This is a genomic window from Streptomyces sp. NPDC048718 (assembly GCF_043198875.1).
Lineage (GTDB): Bacteria > Actinomycetota > Actinomycetes > Streptomycetales > Streptomycetaceae > Streptomyces.
Map to the genome: position 1 here is coordinate 516,940 of NZ_JBICVG010000002.1, position 16,445 is coordinate 533,384.

Consider the following 16,445-nt stretch of genomic DNA (forward strand, 5'->3'; position numbering starts at 1 on the left):
TCAGAGCACCTCGATCCGGGGACCGCTCAGCCGGCGGCGGCAGTCCAAGACGTAGCGGGCGTGGGCCTCGACGAGGTCGTAGTCGAAGGCGTCGTGGTCGGTGAGGAGCACCACCGCGTCGGCGGCGGTCAGTTCCTCCTCGGTGAGTTCGACACGGACGAGCCGGGGATCGACACGATGGTTCTCGACGACGTGCGGGTCGGCGGCGCGGACCTCCGCGCCGAGGTCGAGCAGCAGCCGCGAGATCCGCAGGGCGGGCGACTCGCGGGCGTCGCCGGTGTTCTTCTTGTAGGCGAGGCCGAGGAGCAGCACGCGCGAGCCGTTCACGGACCGTCTGCGGGTGTTGAAGGCGTCGATCAGCCGGCGGGCGACGAAGTCGGGCATGTGGCTGTTGATGTCGTTGGCGAGTTCCACGAAGCGGAAGCTCTGGCCGAGTTCGCGCTGGACCCGCCAGGACAGGTACGACGGGTCGATGGGCAGGCAGTGCCCGCCGACGCCGGGTCCGGGGGTGAAGCGCATGAAGCCGAAGGGCTTGCTGGAGGCGGCGTCGATGGCCTGCCAGACGTCGATGTCGAGGTGGCGGGCGAACATCGCGATCTCGTTGACGAGGGCGATGTTCACGTGCCGGAAGGTGTTCTCCAGGAGCTTCGCCAGCTCGGCTTCCTTCGGCGAGGCGACGGGGACGGTGGTGTCCACGAGACCGTCGTAGAACCCCTGTACGGCCTTCAGCGAGGCCGGGCTGACCCCGGAGACGACCTTGGGGGTCTGCTCGAAGCCCCAGACGGGGTTGCCGGGGTCGATCCGCTCGGGACTGTAGCCGAGATGGAAGTCGGTCCCCGCGACCAGCCCCGAACCCTCCTCCAGGAGTGGGCCGAAGAGTTCCTGGGTGGTGCCGGGGTAGGTGGTCGATTCCAGGATCACGGTGGCGCCGGGGCGCAGATAACGGGCGAGGGCGCGGGCCGACTCCTCGATGTAGCGCAGGTCCGGGCTGCCCTCGTGCAGCGGGGTCGGTACGGTGACGACGGCCACGTCGAAGCCGCCGCAGTCGCGTACGGCGTCGGTGGCCCGGTAGCTGCCCGCTTCCAGGGCGGCGCGGAGCCGCTCGGCGGAGACGTCCTCGACGTACGACTCCCCGGCGGCCAGACTCTTGACGCGTTCGGTGTCGACGTCGAAGCCGATCACCTCGTGGCCGGTCTCGGCGGCCCGGACGGCGAGCGGCAGTCCGACGTATCCCTGTCCCACGACGACGACGCGCATCACGATTCTCCCCTGCTTGCGGTGCTGATCGACGGTGCCGGTGTACGGCGGAGCAGCTCCCGTCCCGTCATCAGGGCGAAGGAGACGTTGGTGGTGAGGTAGCGGCGGCCGAGGCGGCGCGGTTCCTGGAGGGCCCGGTAGAGCCATTCGAGGCCGAGGCGCTGCCAGCGGACGGGGGCCCGGCGGGTGACGCCGGCGAGTACGTCGAAGGAGCCGCCGACGCCGTGGACGAGCCCGACCTTGGTGCGGGCACCGTAACCGGCGGTGAAGATCTCCTTCTTGGGCGATGTCATGCCGAGGAACAGCAGATGGGCGCCGCTGGCGGCGATCGCGTCGGCGACGGCTCCCTGTTCGCTGTCGTCGAAGTAGCCGTTCCGGCTTCCGGCGACGCGCAGGCCCGGGTGGCGAACGGCGATCCGGTCGAGCATCCGGTCGAGCGCGTCCTGGGTGGCGCCGAGGAAGTAGACGGACAGTCCGGTCTTCTCGGCTTCGGCGAGCAGCCGCTCGAACAGGTCGATTCCCGCGACGCGTTCGGGCAGCGGGCGGCGGAGCAGCCGGCCGGCCCATACCACCGACTGGCCATCGGCGAGGACCAGATCGCAGCCGGATACGGCGCGGAAGAGAGCGGGGTCGCGGCGCATGGCGACCAGCTTGGCGGCGTTGACGACGCCGATCTCCAGACGTTCGCCGGCGCGAACGGCGGTCAGGCAGCGGTCGACGGTCTGGTCCAGGGTGAGGGCGTCGAGTGTGACGCCGAACAGGTTCCTACGTAACGTCATCTCGGCTTACCCCCAGTGGAGTTGGGGAGCGCGTCGGGGTGCGCCGGCCGCTGTCCGGGGAGGCCGCCGAGCCAGGCGTAGAGCATCCAGCCGAACTCGTAAGGGCGGCACTCACGGTCCACAGCGGCGGGCCGGAACACGCGGTCGAGCGGCCCGAGCCGCAGCCCCGGCAGGACCCGGGTGCCCAGGCCCCGGGCGGCCCGTACGGCCTTCTTCGGATCGCCCCGGTACACCTTGCGCCAGGTGACGCCGAGTTCGTCCCGGATCATCGGCTCGGGGCGCCCGGCGGCGGCGAGTTCGGGGACCTCGGCCATCCAGCGCAGACCGCGGCGGACCGCTTCGCCGAAGTCGCCGCCGCCGGCCTCGGCCAGGTCGAGCAACGCGGTGGGGGCCATGGCGTGCTGGTGGACGCTGTAGACGGGGTAGCCCTCGACGACCGTGCCGCGCCGGGCGTCGTAGTGCCACCACCACTGGCCGCCCTCGCCCTGGAGGGCGCAGATCCGGGCGGCGCAGGCGTCGGCGGCGGCGAGCGCCTCCGAGTCGCCGTCACCGCTCGCGTGGGCGCGGGCGAGGGCCTGGAGGGGGTAGGTCTGATCGGCGAAGCAGCCGATGTGCGCGCGGTACCAGGGGGTCAGGCCCGGTCCGGTGGCGTGCGGGAAGAGCGGACCGCGGCCGATCCGGGCGCGCAGCAGCCGGTCGCGGGCGGCGGTGAGCCGGTCCTCGACGTCGACGGCCCGGGTGACGCGGGCGGCCGCGAGCGCGGAGAGCACCCAGGCGGCCTCCACGGTGTACTGGGGCGTTCCGGGCCGGTCCAGGGCGGCGACCCGGTCGAGCGCGTCGGACAGCTTGGGGTGCCCGGTCTCGGCGGCGGCCCAGGCGACCAGAGCGGCGTCACCGAGATTGCGCACCCCGGAAAGCCGCTCGACGAGCAACCCGGTGAACTCCTCGGCGGTGCGGCCGCCGAGGACGGCGCGCCGGCGGTCGGCGGGCAGGAAGCGGACGCCGAGCGCGGTGATGGCGGCGTAGCGCAGGCTGATGCCGCGCCGCTCCAGCGTCCGGGTGCCGTCGCCGGGGCGGCGCGCGGCGCGGGTGAAGACGAAGCCGTCCCCTTCGGGGAGGAGCATCAGCGGGAGTCCCCGTTCGGCCACATCGAGCAGCCGGTGGGCCAGCGCGTGGAGCGGTCGGTCCGCTCCCGCGAGCGTGGCGAGACGTGAACTGTCGGATATTCCGGGTGTGTTGACGTCACGATCGGACACACCCACCCCCCTCGGGTCGGTCCCGGACCAGAGCGGCTGGTCCGGATGGCTGGCTGTTCCACGCCGCCGGTCGGCGAACCGGCCGGTCGACGAGCCGTGGTGCGCTGGACGACGAGCGGTGCGCCGGGCGTGGAACGGGGCGAAGCAGCGTGCTGAGAACGAACGACGAATCAGACGAAGGGCACGAACGAAGGGCCGGGCGGCGCACGACGAGAGCGGGGCGGCGGCTGGTCGGTCCGCCGTTCCTCACTCCTCGCCGGCACACACACGCGAAGCGGCCGTCGCGGTGCCCGTCGGGGCACCGTCCGGCCGACCGCGCGGGCGTACGCGGGTGCGGCTACCCGGCGCGGTCGCCGGGCAGCCGGTGGCCTGGCTCCCCGGGCCGCGGCCGGCCCTGGGTATCCCCCACCCGGGCGGACCGGATCCCACGTGCGTGAAAAGACGGACAGTCGGCATGGAAGCGTCGGCGCTTCGGCCTTCCGCCGGTGAAACCCCCCACGAACACCCCCTGCGCACAGCGCGGACGTTGTGCTCGACTCGCAGCGTACAACGGGAAGATAGGCGCACAACACGGTGACGATGACGCCTTTCGCGGAATTGGTGGCAAGCGGTCGCGAAGCCGTCCCGATCGCGCCCTTCGCACGGCGTCCAGCGGCTAGGGTCGGTCCGACGGCGATCCGCCGGACAGCCCCTGGATCCGACCATCGCGCGCCCCGCCCACGGCAGTTGGAGACTCGCCCGTGTACCTGGCCGATCGCACCGCACCGCCCGACGCGACCCGCGCCCCGTCCAGCCGCCGGGCCCGCGACTCTCTCCGTACGCTCTCCCCGACCGTGCTGGCGCTCGGCACCGTCAGTCTGATCACGGACGCCTCCTCCGAGATGGTCACCGCCGTGCTGCCGCTGTATCTGGTATTCGGGCTGGGACTCGGGCCGTTGGGTTTCGGCATGCTCGACGGTCTGCAGAACGGGGTGAGCGCGCTGGTCCAGCTCGCCGGCGGCCATCTCGCCGACCGGGTCCGCAGCCACAAGCTGGTGGCCGGCATCGGATACGGCCTGTCGGCGGTGGTGAAGCCCCTCCTCCTGGTCCCCCAACTGGCCGCTCTGGGGGTGTCGCTGGCCCTGGACCGCACGGGCAAGGGTCTGCGCACCGCGCCGCGCGACGCGCTGATCTCACTGTCCGCGCCGCCGGAGCGGCAGGGCCGGGCGTTCGGTCTGCACCGCGCGATGGACACCACGGGCGCGCTTCTCGGCCCGCTCGCCGCATTCCTCATCCTCGGTGTGGCGTCGGGGGGTTACGACGCGGTGTTCGCGGTCAGCGGCTGTGTGGCGGCGCTCGGCGTACTGGTCCTCGTGCTGTTCGTACCGAGCGGACGTCGCCTGGCGGCCCAAGCCGGCGCGCGAGGAAAGGAACCGGCCGGGGGGACACGCAAGACACCGACCGGACAACTCCCGGAGCAACCGGCCAGGGAAGCGGGCGGGGAGAGCGGCGGGGCACGGGCGAAGGGGACGCGTAAGGCGCCGGCCGGGACTTCGGCGGACGCCCGGGAGGCGCGGGTGGATCTGCGGGCCGCGCTCGGGCTGCTGCGGACCCGGCGGCTGCGGGCCCTGGCCGGCTGCGCGGTACTGCTCGGCCTCACCACGGTCAGCGACGCGTTCCTCTACATCCTCCTCCAGCGCCGCGCCGGGGTCGGCGAGCAACTGCTGCCGCTGCTGCCGCTCGGCACCGCGGCCGTGTTCCTGCTGCTCGCGCTGCCCGCCGGGCGGCTCGCCGACCGGATCGGCCGCCGGACGGTGTTCCTCGCGGGACACGCCGGTCTGCTACTCGCGTACACCCTGCTGCTCTGGGCGCCCGCCACCCCGGCCCTGCCCTTCCTGGTCCTGACCCTGCACGGCGCCTTCTACGCCGCCACCGACGGGGTGCTGCCCGCCGCCGTCGCCACCGTGGTGCCCGCCCGGCTGAGGGCCAGCGGCATCGCCCTGGTCGGCACCGGTCAGGCACTGGCGCGCTTCTGCTGTTCCCTGGCGTTCGGCGCCGCGTGGGCGTCCTGGGGCGACGGCCCCGCCCTCGCCACGGCCACCGCCGGCCTCGCCTGCTGCGCGGCGGTCGCCGGCGTGGCCCTGCGTCCCTCGGGAGATCCTCGATGACCCTCACCCCGCAGCGCCGACTGCTGATCCTCGCCCTGGGGGTGCTGCTCCTCGCGGGGATCGGCACCTGGGCCGTGGTCTCGGCGGCGGACGAGGCCGCGCGGGAGAACGCGCCGCGTCCGGGCGGCCCGGCGTTCGCGAGCGGGAAAGTCCGCCTGGACACGCCGGGCCGGATGGTCTTCCGCACCACCGCGGCGGGGCCCCGGCACGACCGTCTCGTCTCCGTTCCGGCGACCGCGCCCGCCGGCGCCACCCGCACCGCCTCCCCGGTCGCCTGTCTGCGCTTCCACGCCGCCGCCGGAACCGGGGTCTGCCTCCAGGCGACCCGTACCCTCGGCCGCCCCACCTACCGCGCCCTGGTCCTCGACGCCGGGCTGCGCACCCGGCGCTCGATCGCGCTCGCCGGAGTCCCGAGCCGCGCCCGGGTCTCGCCCAGCGGGCATCTCGCCGCCTGGACCGTCTTCGTCAAGGGCGAGTCGTACGGCACGGCCTTCTTCTCCACCCGTACGTCGATCCTCGACACCCGGACCTGGCGACTCGTCCCGAGCTTGGAAGAGTTCGCGATCACCCTGGACGACCATCCGTACCGGAACGCCGACGTGAACTTCTGGGGCGTGACCTTCGCCCCCGACGACGACACCTTCTACGCCACGCTCGGTACCCGCGACCAGACCTATCTGGTCCGCGGATCGCTCACCGCCCGTACCGTCACCACCCTCGCCGAGAACGTGGAGTGCCCGTCCCTCTCCCCCGACGGCACCCGTGTCGCGTACAAGAAGCGCGTCCTCGGGAAGACCGCGCTGTGGCGCGAACACATCCTGGATCTGCGGACGTTGAAGTCGACGCCGCTCGCGGAGCGGCACAGCGTGGACGACCAGGCGGTCTGGCTCGACGACCGGACCGTCGCCTACGCGCTACCCTCCGCCGACGACGACCGGCCCGGCGCCGAGGACGTGTGGACCGTGCCGGCCGACGGCACGGGGACACCGCGCGTCCTGCTGGAGGACGCGGCGGCGCCGCCCGGTCGGTGAGGCGGCGCCGAGGTGGGCGGACCGTCGGCCGGATGGCCGGATTGACGGGCGGCTGGTCAGGCGGGCGGACAGCTGAACGGACAGGCAGGCGGCCGGTGTCAGCGCACCAGGATCAGTCCGCAGCTGTAAGCGCGGGCGTGCCCGATGCCCTGGGTGAGCGCGGCGACGAATACCTGCGGGTCCGTGACCGTGAATGTCCCCTTGACCTCGGCGCGGGCGATCCGAAGCCCCTTGTGGGGCGCGGGAGACGACATCTTGGGCAGCATCCGCAGGGCAAGCCGCTCGGTATCGGCGTCCGCCCCGATGCGGGTCACCCCGTCGGGTGCGACCGCGGGTTCGCCGGCCGGCTGAAGGCGCCGGGCGAACCAGCCCTTCACATGCTCGGGCCGGGTGTGGGCGACGCGGGTGCCCCGCGTCTTGCGCGGTGCGTCGGGCGGGGGCGACACGCTCCGGACGGGGTTGACGACCGTACGGAAGTCGACCCGGTCGCCGACCCGGAACGTGCGGTCGACGGTCAGCGTGTGCGGCTTCTCGGCGAGCGCCGCCCGCGGCACGCGGTCCCAGTCGCCGGGCACGGCGGACTGCACCACGAGGGAGAGCCGCGCCTCCCTCAGATCGACGGTCCAGGTGGACAGGATGCCCATCTGCGCGCGGGCGTCCCTGCTGCCGTTGTCGACCCAACCCGCGAATCCGCTCATCACGGTCCGGTGCATGTCCTGGGCGTCGATGAGGGACTTGGCCGTGTAGGGGTGCCGGGCGTCCAGGGAGAGCAGGGTGTGCGTGGTGACGAACCGGGCGGCGGCGGGCGACGGGCCGGTGGGCGTGGTGTTCACGGGATGATGTCCCATTCGCTGGCGTGCGGGGCGATGGTGATGCGGTGCCGGGTCTCCCAGCGGGGTCCGTGCACGGGCCCGGCCGCGTCGAACCGCACCGGCTGGTCCTGGACCGGAGCGTGCTCGGGCAGTGGAACCGGGCTCTCGAACCAGGCCCAGGGGCTGCCGCCGTGCGCCTCGGGAGCGCCGACCCCCACGGACGGGAGAAGGCTCTTGCGGGGGAACACGTCCTCCAGCGTGCCGGGTTCGACGCCCAGGGTGAGGTCGCCGGACGGCGGGCACGCCTTGCGGCCGAGCCAGAGCAGGCGCTTCGGGTGTTCCAGCGCGTGGGCGATTCGGTCGAGCAGGGCTCGGTCCTCGTACTGGAGGCCCACCAGGAAGGCGGCGTCGGCGAGGTACCAGCGTTCGGTGAGCAGGGCGTGCCGGCGGACCTGTTGGGAGACCAGGGCGCCGGAGCCCGGGTCCGCCTCGATCAGCTTGGGCGAGCCGTACCAGTGGTCGAGGGTGTGGCGCCCGTACGGCTCCTGGGGCTGCCCGTCCGGGCCGGAGGCCGAGGCGGGGTGCCTGCCGGAGGCCGAGGCGGGGGCCGTCTTGGCGGCGGCGGCCCGGCGGTGGTCGGTGACGAGGTCCCGGGGGCGCAGCGGGTACCGTCCGCCGCCGACCGTGTGATAGTCGCGCAGCGGTGTGCCCGGCCGGTCGGCGCGGACTCCGAAGCGCACATCGGCGAGTTCGCCGAGGGGTTCGTCACGGTCGAGGCCGAGGGCGGCCGCACACAGCCCGATCACCCCGGACTTGGTGGGCCGGGTGTGGGTGTCACGGCGCGCGAACCGGCCGGCCACACCCCAGGATTGCAGGGGCCCGGCCAGCCGGACGAGCAGCACATGCGGCGCGGTCATCCGGTGAGACCCTCGGCGTTCTCGACCACGGTCACGGACGCGGGCAGGTCGGATGTCCGCAGGATGTCGTCGATCCCCGGGTCGTAGGTGAGGACCCGCGCGGTAAGCAGATCGGGCCGCCGCTTGCTGACGAAGGCGTGATGCCGCAGCAGTCGGCGGACGGCGGCGGGACCGGCCGGACCCTCGCCCCCTTCGCTCACGGGCCTTTCGTCGACGGCGAGTTGGAAGGCCGCGGCGTAGTTGTAGGGGCGTTCACCCTCGAAGGCGAGGACGAGCCCGGGGAGGGATCCGGTGGAGGCCGTGGAGTTCTTCTTCGCCTCGGGGAACGCCTCGACGAAGGAGTTCACGAACTCCTGCTCGGCGGCGATCGCGGTCTCCTCCGCCTCTTCGGCTCTCATGCCGGCCACACGCAGATTGGTGCGCAGTTGAGTACGGTCGAGAACGGCGTGGCGGTAGAAGGTGCCGGAGATGAGCGACTGGTAGCCGGTCATGCCCGCGCCCGCGTCGTCCGCCGCGTCCAGGAAGCTGAGGGCGTTGCGCTTGCGGTCCTGCTTGGCATCGTCGGCTGCCGCGTAGAAGTCGTCGATCTGTTCCGCTTCTTGCACGGTGAAGGCATGGCCGGTCTGCACCGCCCCGTCGACGTTCGGCGAGTCCGCGATCTCGGCGAGGAAGCGACCATAGAGCGCGATGTCCACGGCGTCCCGGGGTGCGAGGGCGAGCAGCACGGCGTCACGCGTGGTCTTGGGCAGCGCCGGCAGCTTGGCCGTACCTGATTCCGCACCCGGCTCCGCACCGGATTCCTCCTCCGCCGGCGGCTCGGCCTTCTTCGCCACTCCCTTACGGGGCTTCTTCGCGGCGGCCTTCGCCCGGGCCGCCAGATACTCGTCGCGCCACGGGCGCAGCGACTCGGCCTGCTCGGCGAGGTGGGCGGCGATCCGTACACCGGCGTCGGCCGGGGCGAAGACCAGCACCTTGGTCAGGTTGGCCACGGTCTTCTTCGCCGGGTCGCCGAACTTCAGCCCGCTCGCCTCGATGACGGCGCGGGCCGTGGTCATGGCTTCGTCCCGCTCCCAGCCGTACGCCGACTCCAGCTCGCGGGCGGCAAGCAGGGCCCACTCGCGCGTACGCACTCCCATGCTGTGGCCCTTGAGGGCGCCGACCCCGGCGTTGGCACGGTCACGGGCGTGCACACGCTCCGCGCGCCGACGGGCCTGGCTGGTGATCATGTGGCGTTCGACCCCGCCGAAGACCATACTTTTCGGCTGACCGTTCTCGTCGCGGACGGGCAGGACCGCGGCGAGCGTCTCGATCACATGCAGGGAGAGGAACTGGCTCCGTGGGGCCTCGGTCACGTGGTCGCTTCCTTCTGTGTCGTCCGCTTTGCTGTGCACGCTTCAGCACCTTCTGCTCACGGTTCAGCGCCGCTTCGCCGTGCTGTGGAACTCGACCGACCACCGGTAGGCGATCCGCGCCTTGCGGTCGTGCCAGCGAATCAGGTCCTCGGTGAGCTCGCTCCAGGACGGCGGGGCTTGCTCGCAGGTCCGCAGCCGGGTGACCGCGTGCTGAAGATGCCGCCAGGGAATCCGCCGGCTCGCCACCACCCGGTCGATCAGCCGCTGGGCGCCAGGGTTGTCGGGCCCGCGCCCGGTGCCGTCACCGATCCTGCGGGCCGCGGTGCCCAGACTGCCGTCCCCGTGGCAGGGTTTGGAACGGCCCTGGTGGTAGACGGCGAAGAGAAAGGCGACCTGCTCGAACAGCTCGCGGTGCGTGTCTCCGCCGTGCCAACCAGCCCGGATATGGGCATTGTTCGGCTCGCCCGCGCGCCGCAGTTGAGCGAGGGTGCCGTAGTCGCGGTTATGGACGAGGGCGGCGAGCCAATTGACGAGGCCCTCGCTGTCGTGAGGGAACGAGCCCGCCGGAGTGACGTCGTCCATGAGATGGGCGTAGTTGTCAGTCATGCGCGATCTCCCCTCGGAGTTCGGCGGGGGCCTTGGCGCTTCGCATGCCCCTGTCGAAGCACTCCTCGGCGCGGGCCCGGGCCTGGTAACTACGGTTGTTGGGCGGGAGCGAGTCCAGCCGGCGTACGAGATGGGCGCGGGCCATGGTCCGCAGGGTCTCGGCGTAGTCGAGCAGCGGTTCCGAGACCGGATCGTCGTCGTCGATCGCATGCTCCTCGACGACTCTGTCGAGCAGCAGCTCAAAGGACGGTGCGGCAGCGGGCCAGAACTCCTCTCGGGCGTCGCACCGTTCGAGCCCGCCGGGCTCGTCGGCGGCGCGGGCGGCGGGGTAGACATTCTCGAAGGCCACGACGGCCGCGCTCTTCAGCATCCGCGCCACATACTCGGCAATCACGGAACCCCGGTACGACGCACGGTGCAGGTGCGCGACCATGAACGGGCCAAAGGGGTAGCTGCCTTGAAGCCAGTCGGCCGGCAGTGACTGCTTGGTGATCAGACCGACGGCGCGGAGCCGGAACGGAGCCCCTTCGTGCCGGGCCATGGCCGTACGAAGGGAGTAGAGGCGCGCGTAGAGCCCGTGCGTCACATTGTCGACGGCGCTGTAGAGGGCGTGGGCCTCAAGCCAGAGGGCCCGGGTAGGGGACGGCCACAGGGGCTTGCTCTGTCCCCCGAGAGTCTGGGCGAACACGGCGTCTTGGAGGTGCCGTTCCGGGTCCAGGTCGAGCTCTTCGCCGGCGCCGATCAGAACGCGGTGGACAACGATCTGACCCTGACCATCGCAACTGGGCTGCATGAGGATCGACCGGTAAAGCGCACTGTGGAGATCGGCGGAGCTCCGGGGCGCCCGGGGCTTGGCCTTCTCCTTGAAGCTCCGGCGCTCGACCCCCGCGGTCGTCCATGAGGTGTTGAGCGGCTCTCCCGGCCCTTCAGGAGGATAGAGATTGAGCCGCAGAGTCTCGCCGAGGGAGCGGCCGACGGCAATGACCCGGATCCGTCCGAGCAGACGCCCGGAGGCCATGTAAGTGATCCACTTACCCGGCTCCTTGTCGCCCTTCTCATCACCCTTCTTGCCGCCGGAGAGACGGCCACGTCCATAGGGAGCGTAGACGTGCTGGGTGAGCAGGGCGCGGAACGCCTCGGCGGCGGGAAGAGGCTCTCCGCGCTCCAGATGATGGTGATCGAGATGCTGGCTGTAGTCGCCGGCTCGCTCGATGACCAACTGTGCGGGCCCAGTTCCCTCTTCCTGGAGTCGCTCTGCGAGCAGTGCGTTCTGGCCAAACGGCGTATCCGGGTGGAAGAGGTCCCAAACGTCGGCCGGTTGATCCGTCAGCCAGTCGACCACGGGGGCGAGGTCACGCTTCTCAGTGATCCACGACAGCCACTCCTCGGGCGAGGAGGGGCAGTTACCCGAGGCGAAGCAGATGGCCAGCAGATGTTCGATGAGGGCGACCGCCTCACCGGGGGTGGCGCAGTCGAGATCACTCAGCTTCTCGGCGTCGCGGAACAGCGTGCGCAGCGAGTGGGTGACGCTGGATCCGTCGGTGCCCACCGTCCGGATGCAGGGTTGATACCGGGGATCCCAGCTGAGCCGCGGTTCGTCGGCGCCGACGGCATGTTCTTCGGGCACTGCGTGGCCACCGCTTTCGGGGTCTGGCCATGGAGGCATGACGGTGACTCTCCGGAACAGCCAGACGCTAACAGCCGACCACCGTGCAGGATGCCGATTCGGCCAAGGGAATACCCGAAGGTGAACCGACCACGGCTTGGTGCACGGGCAGCGGCCGTACCGCCATGCCTTCCCGCATGAAGGCGCCTTCCATGCGGGCAGATGTCTCAGAACCGGTGCCCCTGCGAGACGGGGCGGTGAAATGTCTCTCGGGTCAGGACCCCGCTCATGCTGCCGGTCGATCAGGTCACTTCGAGCGGCGCCACCGGATGAGGATGGAGAGCGTGGAGCGCGCGTCGCGGCGGCGCTCCGGGGTCGGGGCGAGGACCGAGACGAGGGCCACGGTGCCGACGAGGCCCACGTACAGCAGTCCGGCGGCCGCGACGCGGACGGGGAGCGAGTTGTCGAGGAGGGCGAGCAGGGCGGACATGAGGCTCCTTCGGTTCGAGGCCGGTACGGCCTGTGGTCGAGTGGCCTCAGCTTGGAACAGGAGCGGGCTCCGCTCCTATGACGTGTGCACCCCCCTTGCCACGGTTTATGCAGGTCACAGTGCATAAAACGCAACCTGAATCGAGCGCGACCCCGCTCGACCCGCAGCGGAAGGAGAGGCAATGCCAGGACCAATCCACGAGCGGGAACAGCCCCGGGAGATCCTGGGCAGGGCCTTGGGTGAGCTGCTCGAAGCAGCTCTGAGTAAGCCCTACGGCCCGAGCGACGCCCGCACCTTAGCCGGCGGCTCACTCCACCACGAAACCCTCCGGTCCTGGCTGTCCGGCCGAACCGCGCCGACCGCGAGGAACGAGGCGGTGTTCTGGGCACTGGTACACGGAGCCGAGGTGAAGGCCGGCCGTGGGCCGCAGGACCAGAAGTGGGAGGCCCTTCTCAGAGCGGCGCAAGGGCAGTCGGCCCAGAAACTCACCCCGCGGGGCCGGAGACCTTGGGCCCGCACCTTGCGCGCCCTGGCACCATCCGGCGAGCTGGACGGCCGCGAGAGCGAGATGGGCACGATGGCCGCCTTCGTCGCCGCTTCCGGGTCCGAATCGGCCTATTTGTGCTGGCACTCTAAGCTCGCCGTGGGTAAGACCGCACTGCTCGCCGCATACGCCGCGACTGCGAAGCGGCGACGCGACGTCGACCTCGTGCACATCTTCGTCTCGGAGGCTCACGGCACTCACACACGCGCGGCCTTCCTGGATCAACTCACCGGGCAGATCGATGATTTGTTCACCCGGAAAAATGCCAATCCAGGCTCAAGAGAAGTCGCCCAAGCCCTCAAGGAGCCCACGGGCAAGGAGGTGAACAAGCGGAAGAAGTGGGGTGAATATCTCAATTTGGCCGCAAAAAGAAGCAAAGAGGGCAAGCGCAGGTTCCTGCTTGTCATCGATGGGCTCGACGAGGACACGGCCTGGAATGTCACCGATGGATCGGAGGACAGCGTCAAGAGACGAGGGCAGCGTGGGCCCGGCAGCATCGCGGCGCTGCTCCCCGCCCGCCCCGACCCCAACCTGAGGATCATCGCCTCGGTCCGGCGCCCGGTAGGCCTGCCCGCCGACATCCCTGCCCAGCATCCTCTTCGACAGCAAGGCTGCTACCGGCCGCTCGGTCCTGGCACGCGCGCCGCCGACATCGAGCAAGTGGCGTCGGAAGCGGCCGAGAGGCTGCTCGCGCACCCTTTGGGTCGTCGGGTCCTCGGCCTGCTCACTGCATCGGGCGGAGGGCTGCGGATGGCCGACCTGGCGGAGCTGACCGATTCGTCTCCCGAGCAGGTGGGCGGGATCGTCCACGGCCCGGACGGGCAGTGCGTCGTCCTGGACGGTCCGGCGACCGCCACGTACTCCCTGAGCCACCCCGGGCTCCTCGCCTCGCTCCGCCGGCAGTTCACCCCAGAGGAGTCGGCACACCACACCACGGCACTTCGCACCTGGGCTGACGACCGGCTGCGCCGCGCCGCCTGGCCCGAGGGCACCTCGCCCTATCTGCTGACCGGCCACGTGCGACTGCTGGAGGATCCGGCCGCGCGTGCGGAGTACGTACTGGACGCTCCCCGGCTGTTGCGGCTCGCCTCCGACACCGGGGCGGATGTCGCGCTCGCCCAGGTGGACACGGCAGCACACGCGGATCTCGCCGAGCCACAAGTCGCGACAGCCGCACGCCAGGCTGCCACCGCCGCACTGTTGACAGGCTGGACCCACCACGTGCCACCGGAGGCCATCGCCCTCTGTGTCCGCCTTGGAGACACGGAACGTGCCCTCGCCCTCGCGCGTTCGGGCCCCGACCCCTCGGCGAGAGCAAGCCGCTTGGCAGCGCTCTCCATGGAGATCGGACGCGTGGGAGGAGGGGAAGCGATTCAGGTCGCGACGGAAGCGGCGCTCTGGGCAGGGCGCGCCACTCGGGCCGCTCATGGCCCCGGCCCAGGCTGGGACACGTCGGCCGCGCTCTCCGCCGCAGCCCGCGAACTCCGCGACGCCGAGCAGACCGAGGCCTCGCACATCCTGTCCCAGGCAGCGGCCGCGGGCGGCGCGGGCGGCATCGTGACCACGGTCACGGAAGCCAGTCTGCTGCCCGGGGAGGACCGGGAGAGCCGGTTCAAAGCCCTTGAGGATCGGGCGCGCGACCTGAGCATGGGCGGCCCCCGGGCTCGGGCCGCAGCGGTCGACATCTGGGCAGCCATCGCCGAGGTCAACGAAGGCCACAGGGGCGAGGCCCAGAACTGCATTATCGAACTCTGCCAAGAGGCGGAATCCGAGGACGAGTTGGCGTTCATGGAGGTTCTCGCCGTTGGCGCCTTGGCACTCATTCGCCGCACGTCGGTGGCCCCCCGGCTCGTGAAGACGGCCGCGGAAAGGCTGCTGGCCGCGCTGCGCGATCCCGGGAACCTGTCCGAGGCCGATCGCGCGTATCTGCGCCGGGATGTCGCTCCCACCCTGGACCGCCTCAGCCACACCATGAGAGACGCCGAAATCGGGTGGCTTGCCCTCGAACCGTTCCGGGAGCTATTGGCCGAGCAAGGTCTGGCTGAAGGAGCGTTGGGCGACAATCTCGCAGAAAGAGGGTCGGCGAACCTCGACGCGGCGATGGGCATCCGCCAGGCAAGGAGTGTCGCGCGCGATCGGGAGGTACGGAGCCGAAAGCGGGAGGAGAGAGAAAGAAGGAGAGAGGGGGAGGAGCCGGGGCGGTCATCCCTCTCGCCCCAGGGCAAGCGGAGTCGCCGACAAGCTCCCCGAGGACGCATTCCGTCGGTCACCGCACCCGAGCCCCACGACGACAGCTCCGACCGGCTGCCGCATCTGGCCCTGCTCGACCGCGCCACTGCCGCCCTCGACGCCGGCAACCCCTTCCTCGCACGCGCGCGGATGCTCTCCGCCCTCGCCCCCGTCGTACGGACACACCCGTCCGCCACGCCCGGGACCCCCCTGCCCTGGGCGCGCCCCCTCGTCCACGCGCTCGGCGTGATCGGGGAAAGCGATCAGGCATACGCCCTGCTCGATACCGATTCCGACCCCGCACACCGGGCCCGGCACCTGTCGGCCCTGTCTCTGGGCTGTTCTCAGGGCGGATTCACGGAGGCAGCGAGTCGGGCGGCGCAGGAGGCGGTGCGGCTGGTGGCGGACCGTCGTGATCGCGGTACGCAGGCGGTAGTCGCCCAGGCTCTCGCGTACGCCGGGGAGGCGCCGGACGCCGCCCGGCTGGCTCCCGCCGAGGCCCGTCCGGCCGTGGCCGCCGGGCTTGTCTCCCCGCACCCGAAGGTCGCGGCGGAGGTGGCCGCACCGGTGATCGGCTTGCTGGGGAAGCGCCTGCGGGAGGGGTCGCTGACCGATCCGCTGACGCGGGTCGCCGAGCTGCTGCTCGCCGGCCCTGATGTGCGCAGACCCGCCCCCCTTCTATACGAGGCCCTTCGGGAGGTCGCCACGGAGGTGTGTCTGGCGCGGCAGAGCGTGCCGCACCGGACCGTGGTGCTTCTCGCCCTGCTCGAACGGCTCGGTATCGAGACGGGGGCACCCTCGCTCCTGGACACGGGCACCGACATCCTGCGGCTGCGGACGGCGGCGACGCCTCATTTCCCCACCACCGAGCTGGCCGTCCTGTGCGCCGTGGAGGGTGACCTCGCCATGGCGCGGCAGCTGGCGGAGGCGGCACCATCGCCCGACGGACGTGCCGCGGCTCTGGCCTCCGTCGCCTCATATCTGGCGGGGGTACCGACGACGTCCGACCCGGAGCGCCGCTCCGCCGACGCGATCCCGCGGCTCTGTCTGGCGCTCGCCCATGCCGCCGGGGACGGCACGGCCCCCGATATGGCGGCCGCCCGGGCGATCGTCCTGGAGCTGCTGGCGGACCAGGAGGGATGGGTACGGGCGATCCCGCTGCTCCCCCTGCTGGCGCCGGAGGCGCTGGTGCCGATGGCCGAGGCCGTACGGATTCTCGGCCCCGCGATGGAGGGGCCCGGCGAACCGATGCCTTGATCCGGCAGGGGCTGTAACCGGGGGTTCGGCCGCACGCGTCCAGGCCCCTGGTGCCGTCTGCGCCCCGGCCGGACACGGTCACATCAGCAGGACGGCCACCGGGCCCGGAAGCGGGGCCACCGGCCCCCGCCCCCACGCTCCGCCAAAGCGTGTTACGCTTGC

General features: G+C 71.5%; 12 protein-coding genes. 3 read left to right on the plus strand and 9 right to left on the minus strand.

Annotated features, from left to right (window positions below):
• From ACGFRB_RS05245 to ACGFRB_RS05255, 3 genes are read right to left on the minus strand one after another with little or no spacing between them, the layout of a single operon-like run.
• Complete coding sequence (locus tag ACGFRB_RS05245; protein ID WP_393239218.1) at positions 1-1,257, minus strand: nucleotide sugar dehydrogenase; 1,257 nt, start codon at positions 1,255-1,257, stop codon at positions 1-3.
• Positions 1,257-2,036, minus strand: coding sequence for a WecB/TagA/CpsF family glycosyltransferase (locus ACGFRB_RS05250; protein ID WP_393239221.1), 780 nt, complete (start codon positions 2,034-2,036; stop codon positions 1,257-1,259). Before ACGFRB_RS05250 ends, ACGFRB_RS05245 begins: the two co-directional genes overlap by 1 nt.
• Positions 2,033-3,292 (minus strand): hypothetical protein, encoded by a 1,260-nt coding sequence (locus ACGFRB_RS05255; protein ID WP_393239224.1) that lies wholly within the window; start codon positions 3,290-3,292, stop codon positions 2,033-2,035. The genes ACGFRB_RS05250 and ACGFRB_RS05255 overlap by 4 nt, the downstream gene beginning before the upstream one ends.
• A 740-nt stretch (positions 3,293-4,032) precedes the next feature.
• Between ACGFRB_RS05255 and ACGFRB_RS05260 the strand changes: the two genes are divergently transcribed.
• Together ACGFRB_RS05260 and ACGFRB_RS05265 are read left to right on the plus strand one after the other, a co-directional pair.
• Complete coding sequence (locus tag ACGFRB_RS05260; RefSeq protein WP_393239226.1) at positions 4,033-5,439, plus strand: MFS transporter; 1,407 nt, start codon at positions 4,033-4,035, stop codon at positions 5,437-5,439.
• Positions 5,436-6,470: a TolB family protein gene (locus ACGFRB_RS05265; RefSeq protein WP_393239229.1), complete on the plus strand. Its 1,035-nt coding sequence runs from the start codon at positions 5,436-5,438 to the stop codon at positions 6,468-6,470. The genes ACGFRB_RS05260 and ACGFRB_RS05265 overlap by 4 nt, the downstream gene beginning before the upstream one ends.
• Positions 6,471-6,568: 98 nt before the next feature.
• Here the strand turns inward: ACGFRB_RS05265 and cas6e are convergent, their stop codons facing one another.
• The 6 genes from cas6e to ACGFRB_RS05295 all read right to left on the minus strand — a co-directional run bounded on the left by cas6e (position 6,569) and on the right by ACGFRB_RS05295 (position 12,253).
• On the minus strand, positions 6,569-7,303 hold the full coding sequence (cas6e, locus tag ACGFRB_RS05270; protein WP_393239232.1) for a type I-E CRISPR-associated protein Cas6/Cse3/CasE: 735 nt from the start codon (positions 7,301-7,303) through the stop codon (positions 6,569-6,571).
• The gene (cas5e, locus tag ACGFRB_RS05275; RefSeq protein WP_393239235.1) at positions 7,300-8,199 is read right to left on the minus strand and encodes a type I-E CRISPR-associated protein Cas5/CasD; all 900 of its coding nucleotides are present in this window, start codon (positions 8,197-8,199) and stop codon (positions 7,300-7,302) included. Before cas5e ends, cas6e begins: the two co-directional genes overlap by 4 nt.
• Entirely contained in the window at positions 8,196-9,551 is a 1,356-nt protein-coding gene (locus tag ACGFRB_RS05280; RefSeq protein WP_393239238.1) for a type I-E CRISPR-associated protein Cas7/Cse4/CasC, read from the minus strand. The genes cas5e and ACGFRB_RS05280 overlap by 4 nt, the downstream gene beginning before the upstream one ends.
• A 63-nt stretch (positions 9,552-9,614) precedes the next feature.
• The gene (casB, locus tag ACGFRB_RS05285) at positions 9,615-10,157 is read right to left on the minus strand and encodes a type I-E CRISPR-associated protein Cse2/CasB (RefSeq protein WP_393239241.1); all 543 of its coding nucleotides are present in this window, start codon (positions 10,155-10,157) and stop codon (positions 9,615-9,617) included.
• Positions 10,150-11,706, minus strand: a complete 1,557-nt coding sequence (locus ACGFRB_RS05290; protein WP_393239244.1) for a type I-E CRISPR-associated protein Cse1/CasA — start codon at positions 11,704-11,706, stop codon at positions 10,150-10,152. The genes casB and ACGFRB_RS05290 overlap by 8 nt, the downstream gene beginning before the upstream one ends.
• Before the next feature lie 364 nt (positions 11,707-12,070).
• The gene (locus tag ACGFRB_RS05295; RefSeq protein WP_393239246.1) at positions 12,071-12,253 is read right to left on the minus strand and encodes a hypothetical protein; all 183 of its coding nucleotides are present in this window, start codon (positions 12,251-12,253) and stop codon (positions 12,071-12,073) included.
• A gap of 235 nt (positions 12,254-12,488) precedes the next feature.
• Here ACGFRB_RS05295 and ACGFRB_RS05300 point away from each other — a divergent pair, with 235 nt between their 5' ends.
• Positions 12,489-16,283 carry a hypothetical protein gene (locus ACGFRB_RS05300; RefSeq protein WP_393239248.1) on the plus strand — a complete coding sequence of 1,265 codons (3,795 nt, stop codon included), beginning with the start codon at positions 12,489-12,491 and terminating at the stop codon, positions 16,281-16,283.
• Positions 16,284-16,445: the final 162 nt, after the last annotated feature.

Excerpts from the sequence above, each read along its gene's own strand:
- ACGFRB_RS05265 (WP_393239229.1), top strand. The coding sequence starts at position 5,436 with ATGACCCTCACCCCGCAGCGCCGACTGCTGATCCTCGCCCTGGGGGTG.
- ACGFRB_RS05250 (WP_393239221.1), bottom strand. The coding sequence starts at position 2,036 with ATGACGTTACGTAGGAACCTGTTCGGCGTCACACTCGACGCCCTCACC.
- cas5e (WP_393239235.1), bottom strand. The coding sequence starts at position 8,199 with ATGACCGCGCCGCATGTGCTGCTCGTCCGGCTGGCCGGGCCCCTGCAA.
- casB (WP_393239241.1), bottom strand. The coding sequence starts at position 10,157 with ATGACTGACAACTACGCCCATCTCATGGACGACGTCACTCCGGCGGGC.
- ACGFRB_RS05245 (WP_393239218.1), bottom strand. The coding sequence starts at position 1,257 with ATGCGCGTCGTCGTCGTGGGACAGGGATACGTCGGACTGCCGCTCGCC.
- ACGFRB_RS05295 (WP_393239246.1), bottom strand. The coding sequence starts at position 12,253 with ATGTCCGCCCTGCTCGCCCTCCTCGACAACTCGCTCCCCGTCCGCGTC.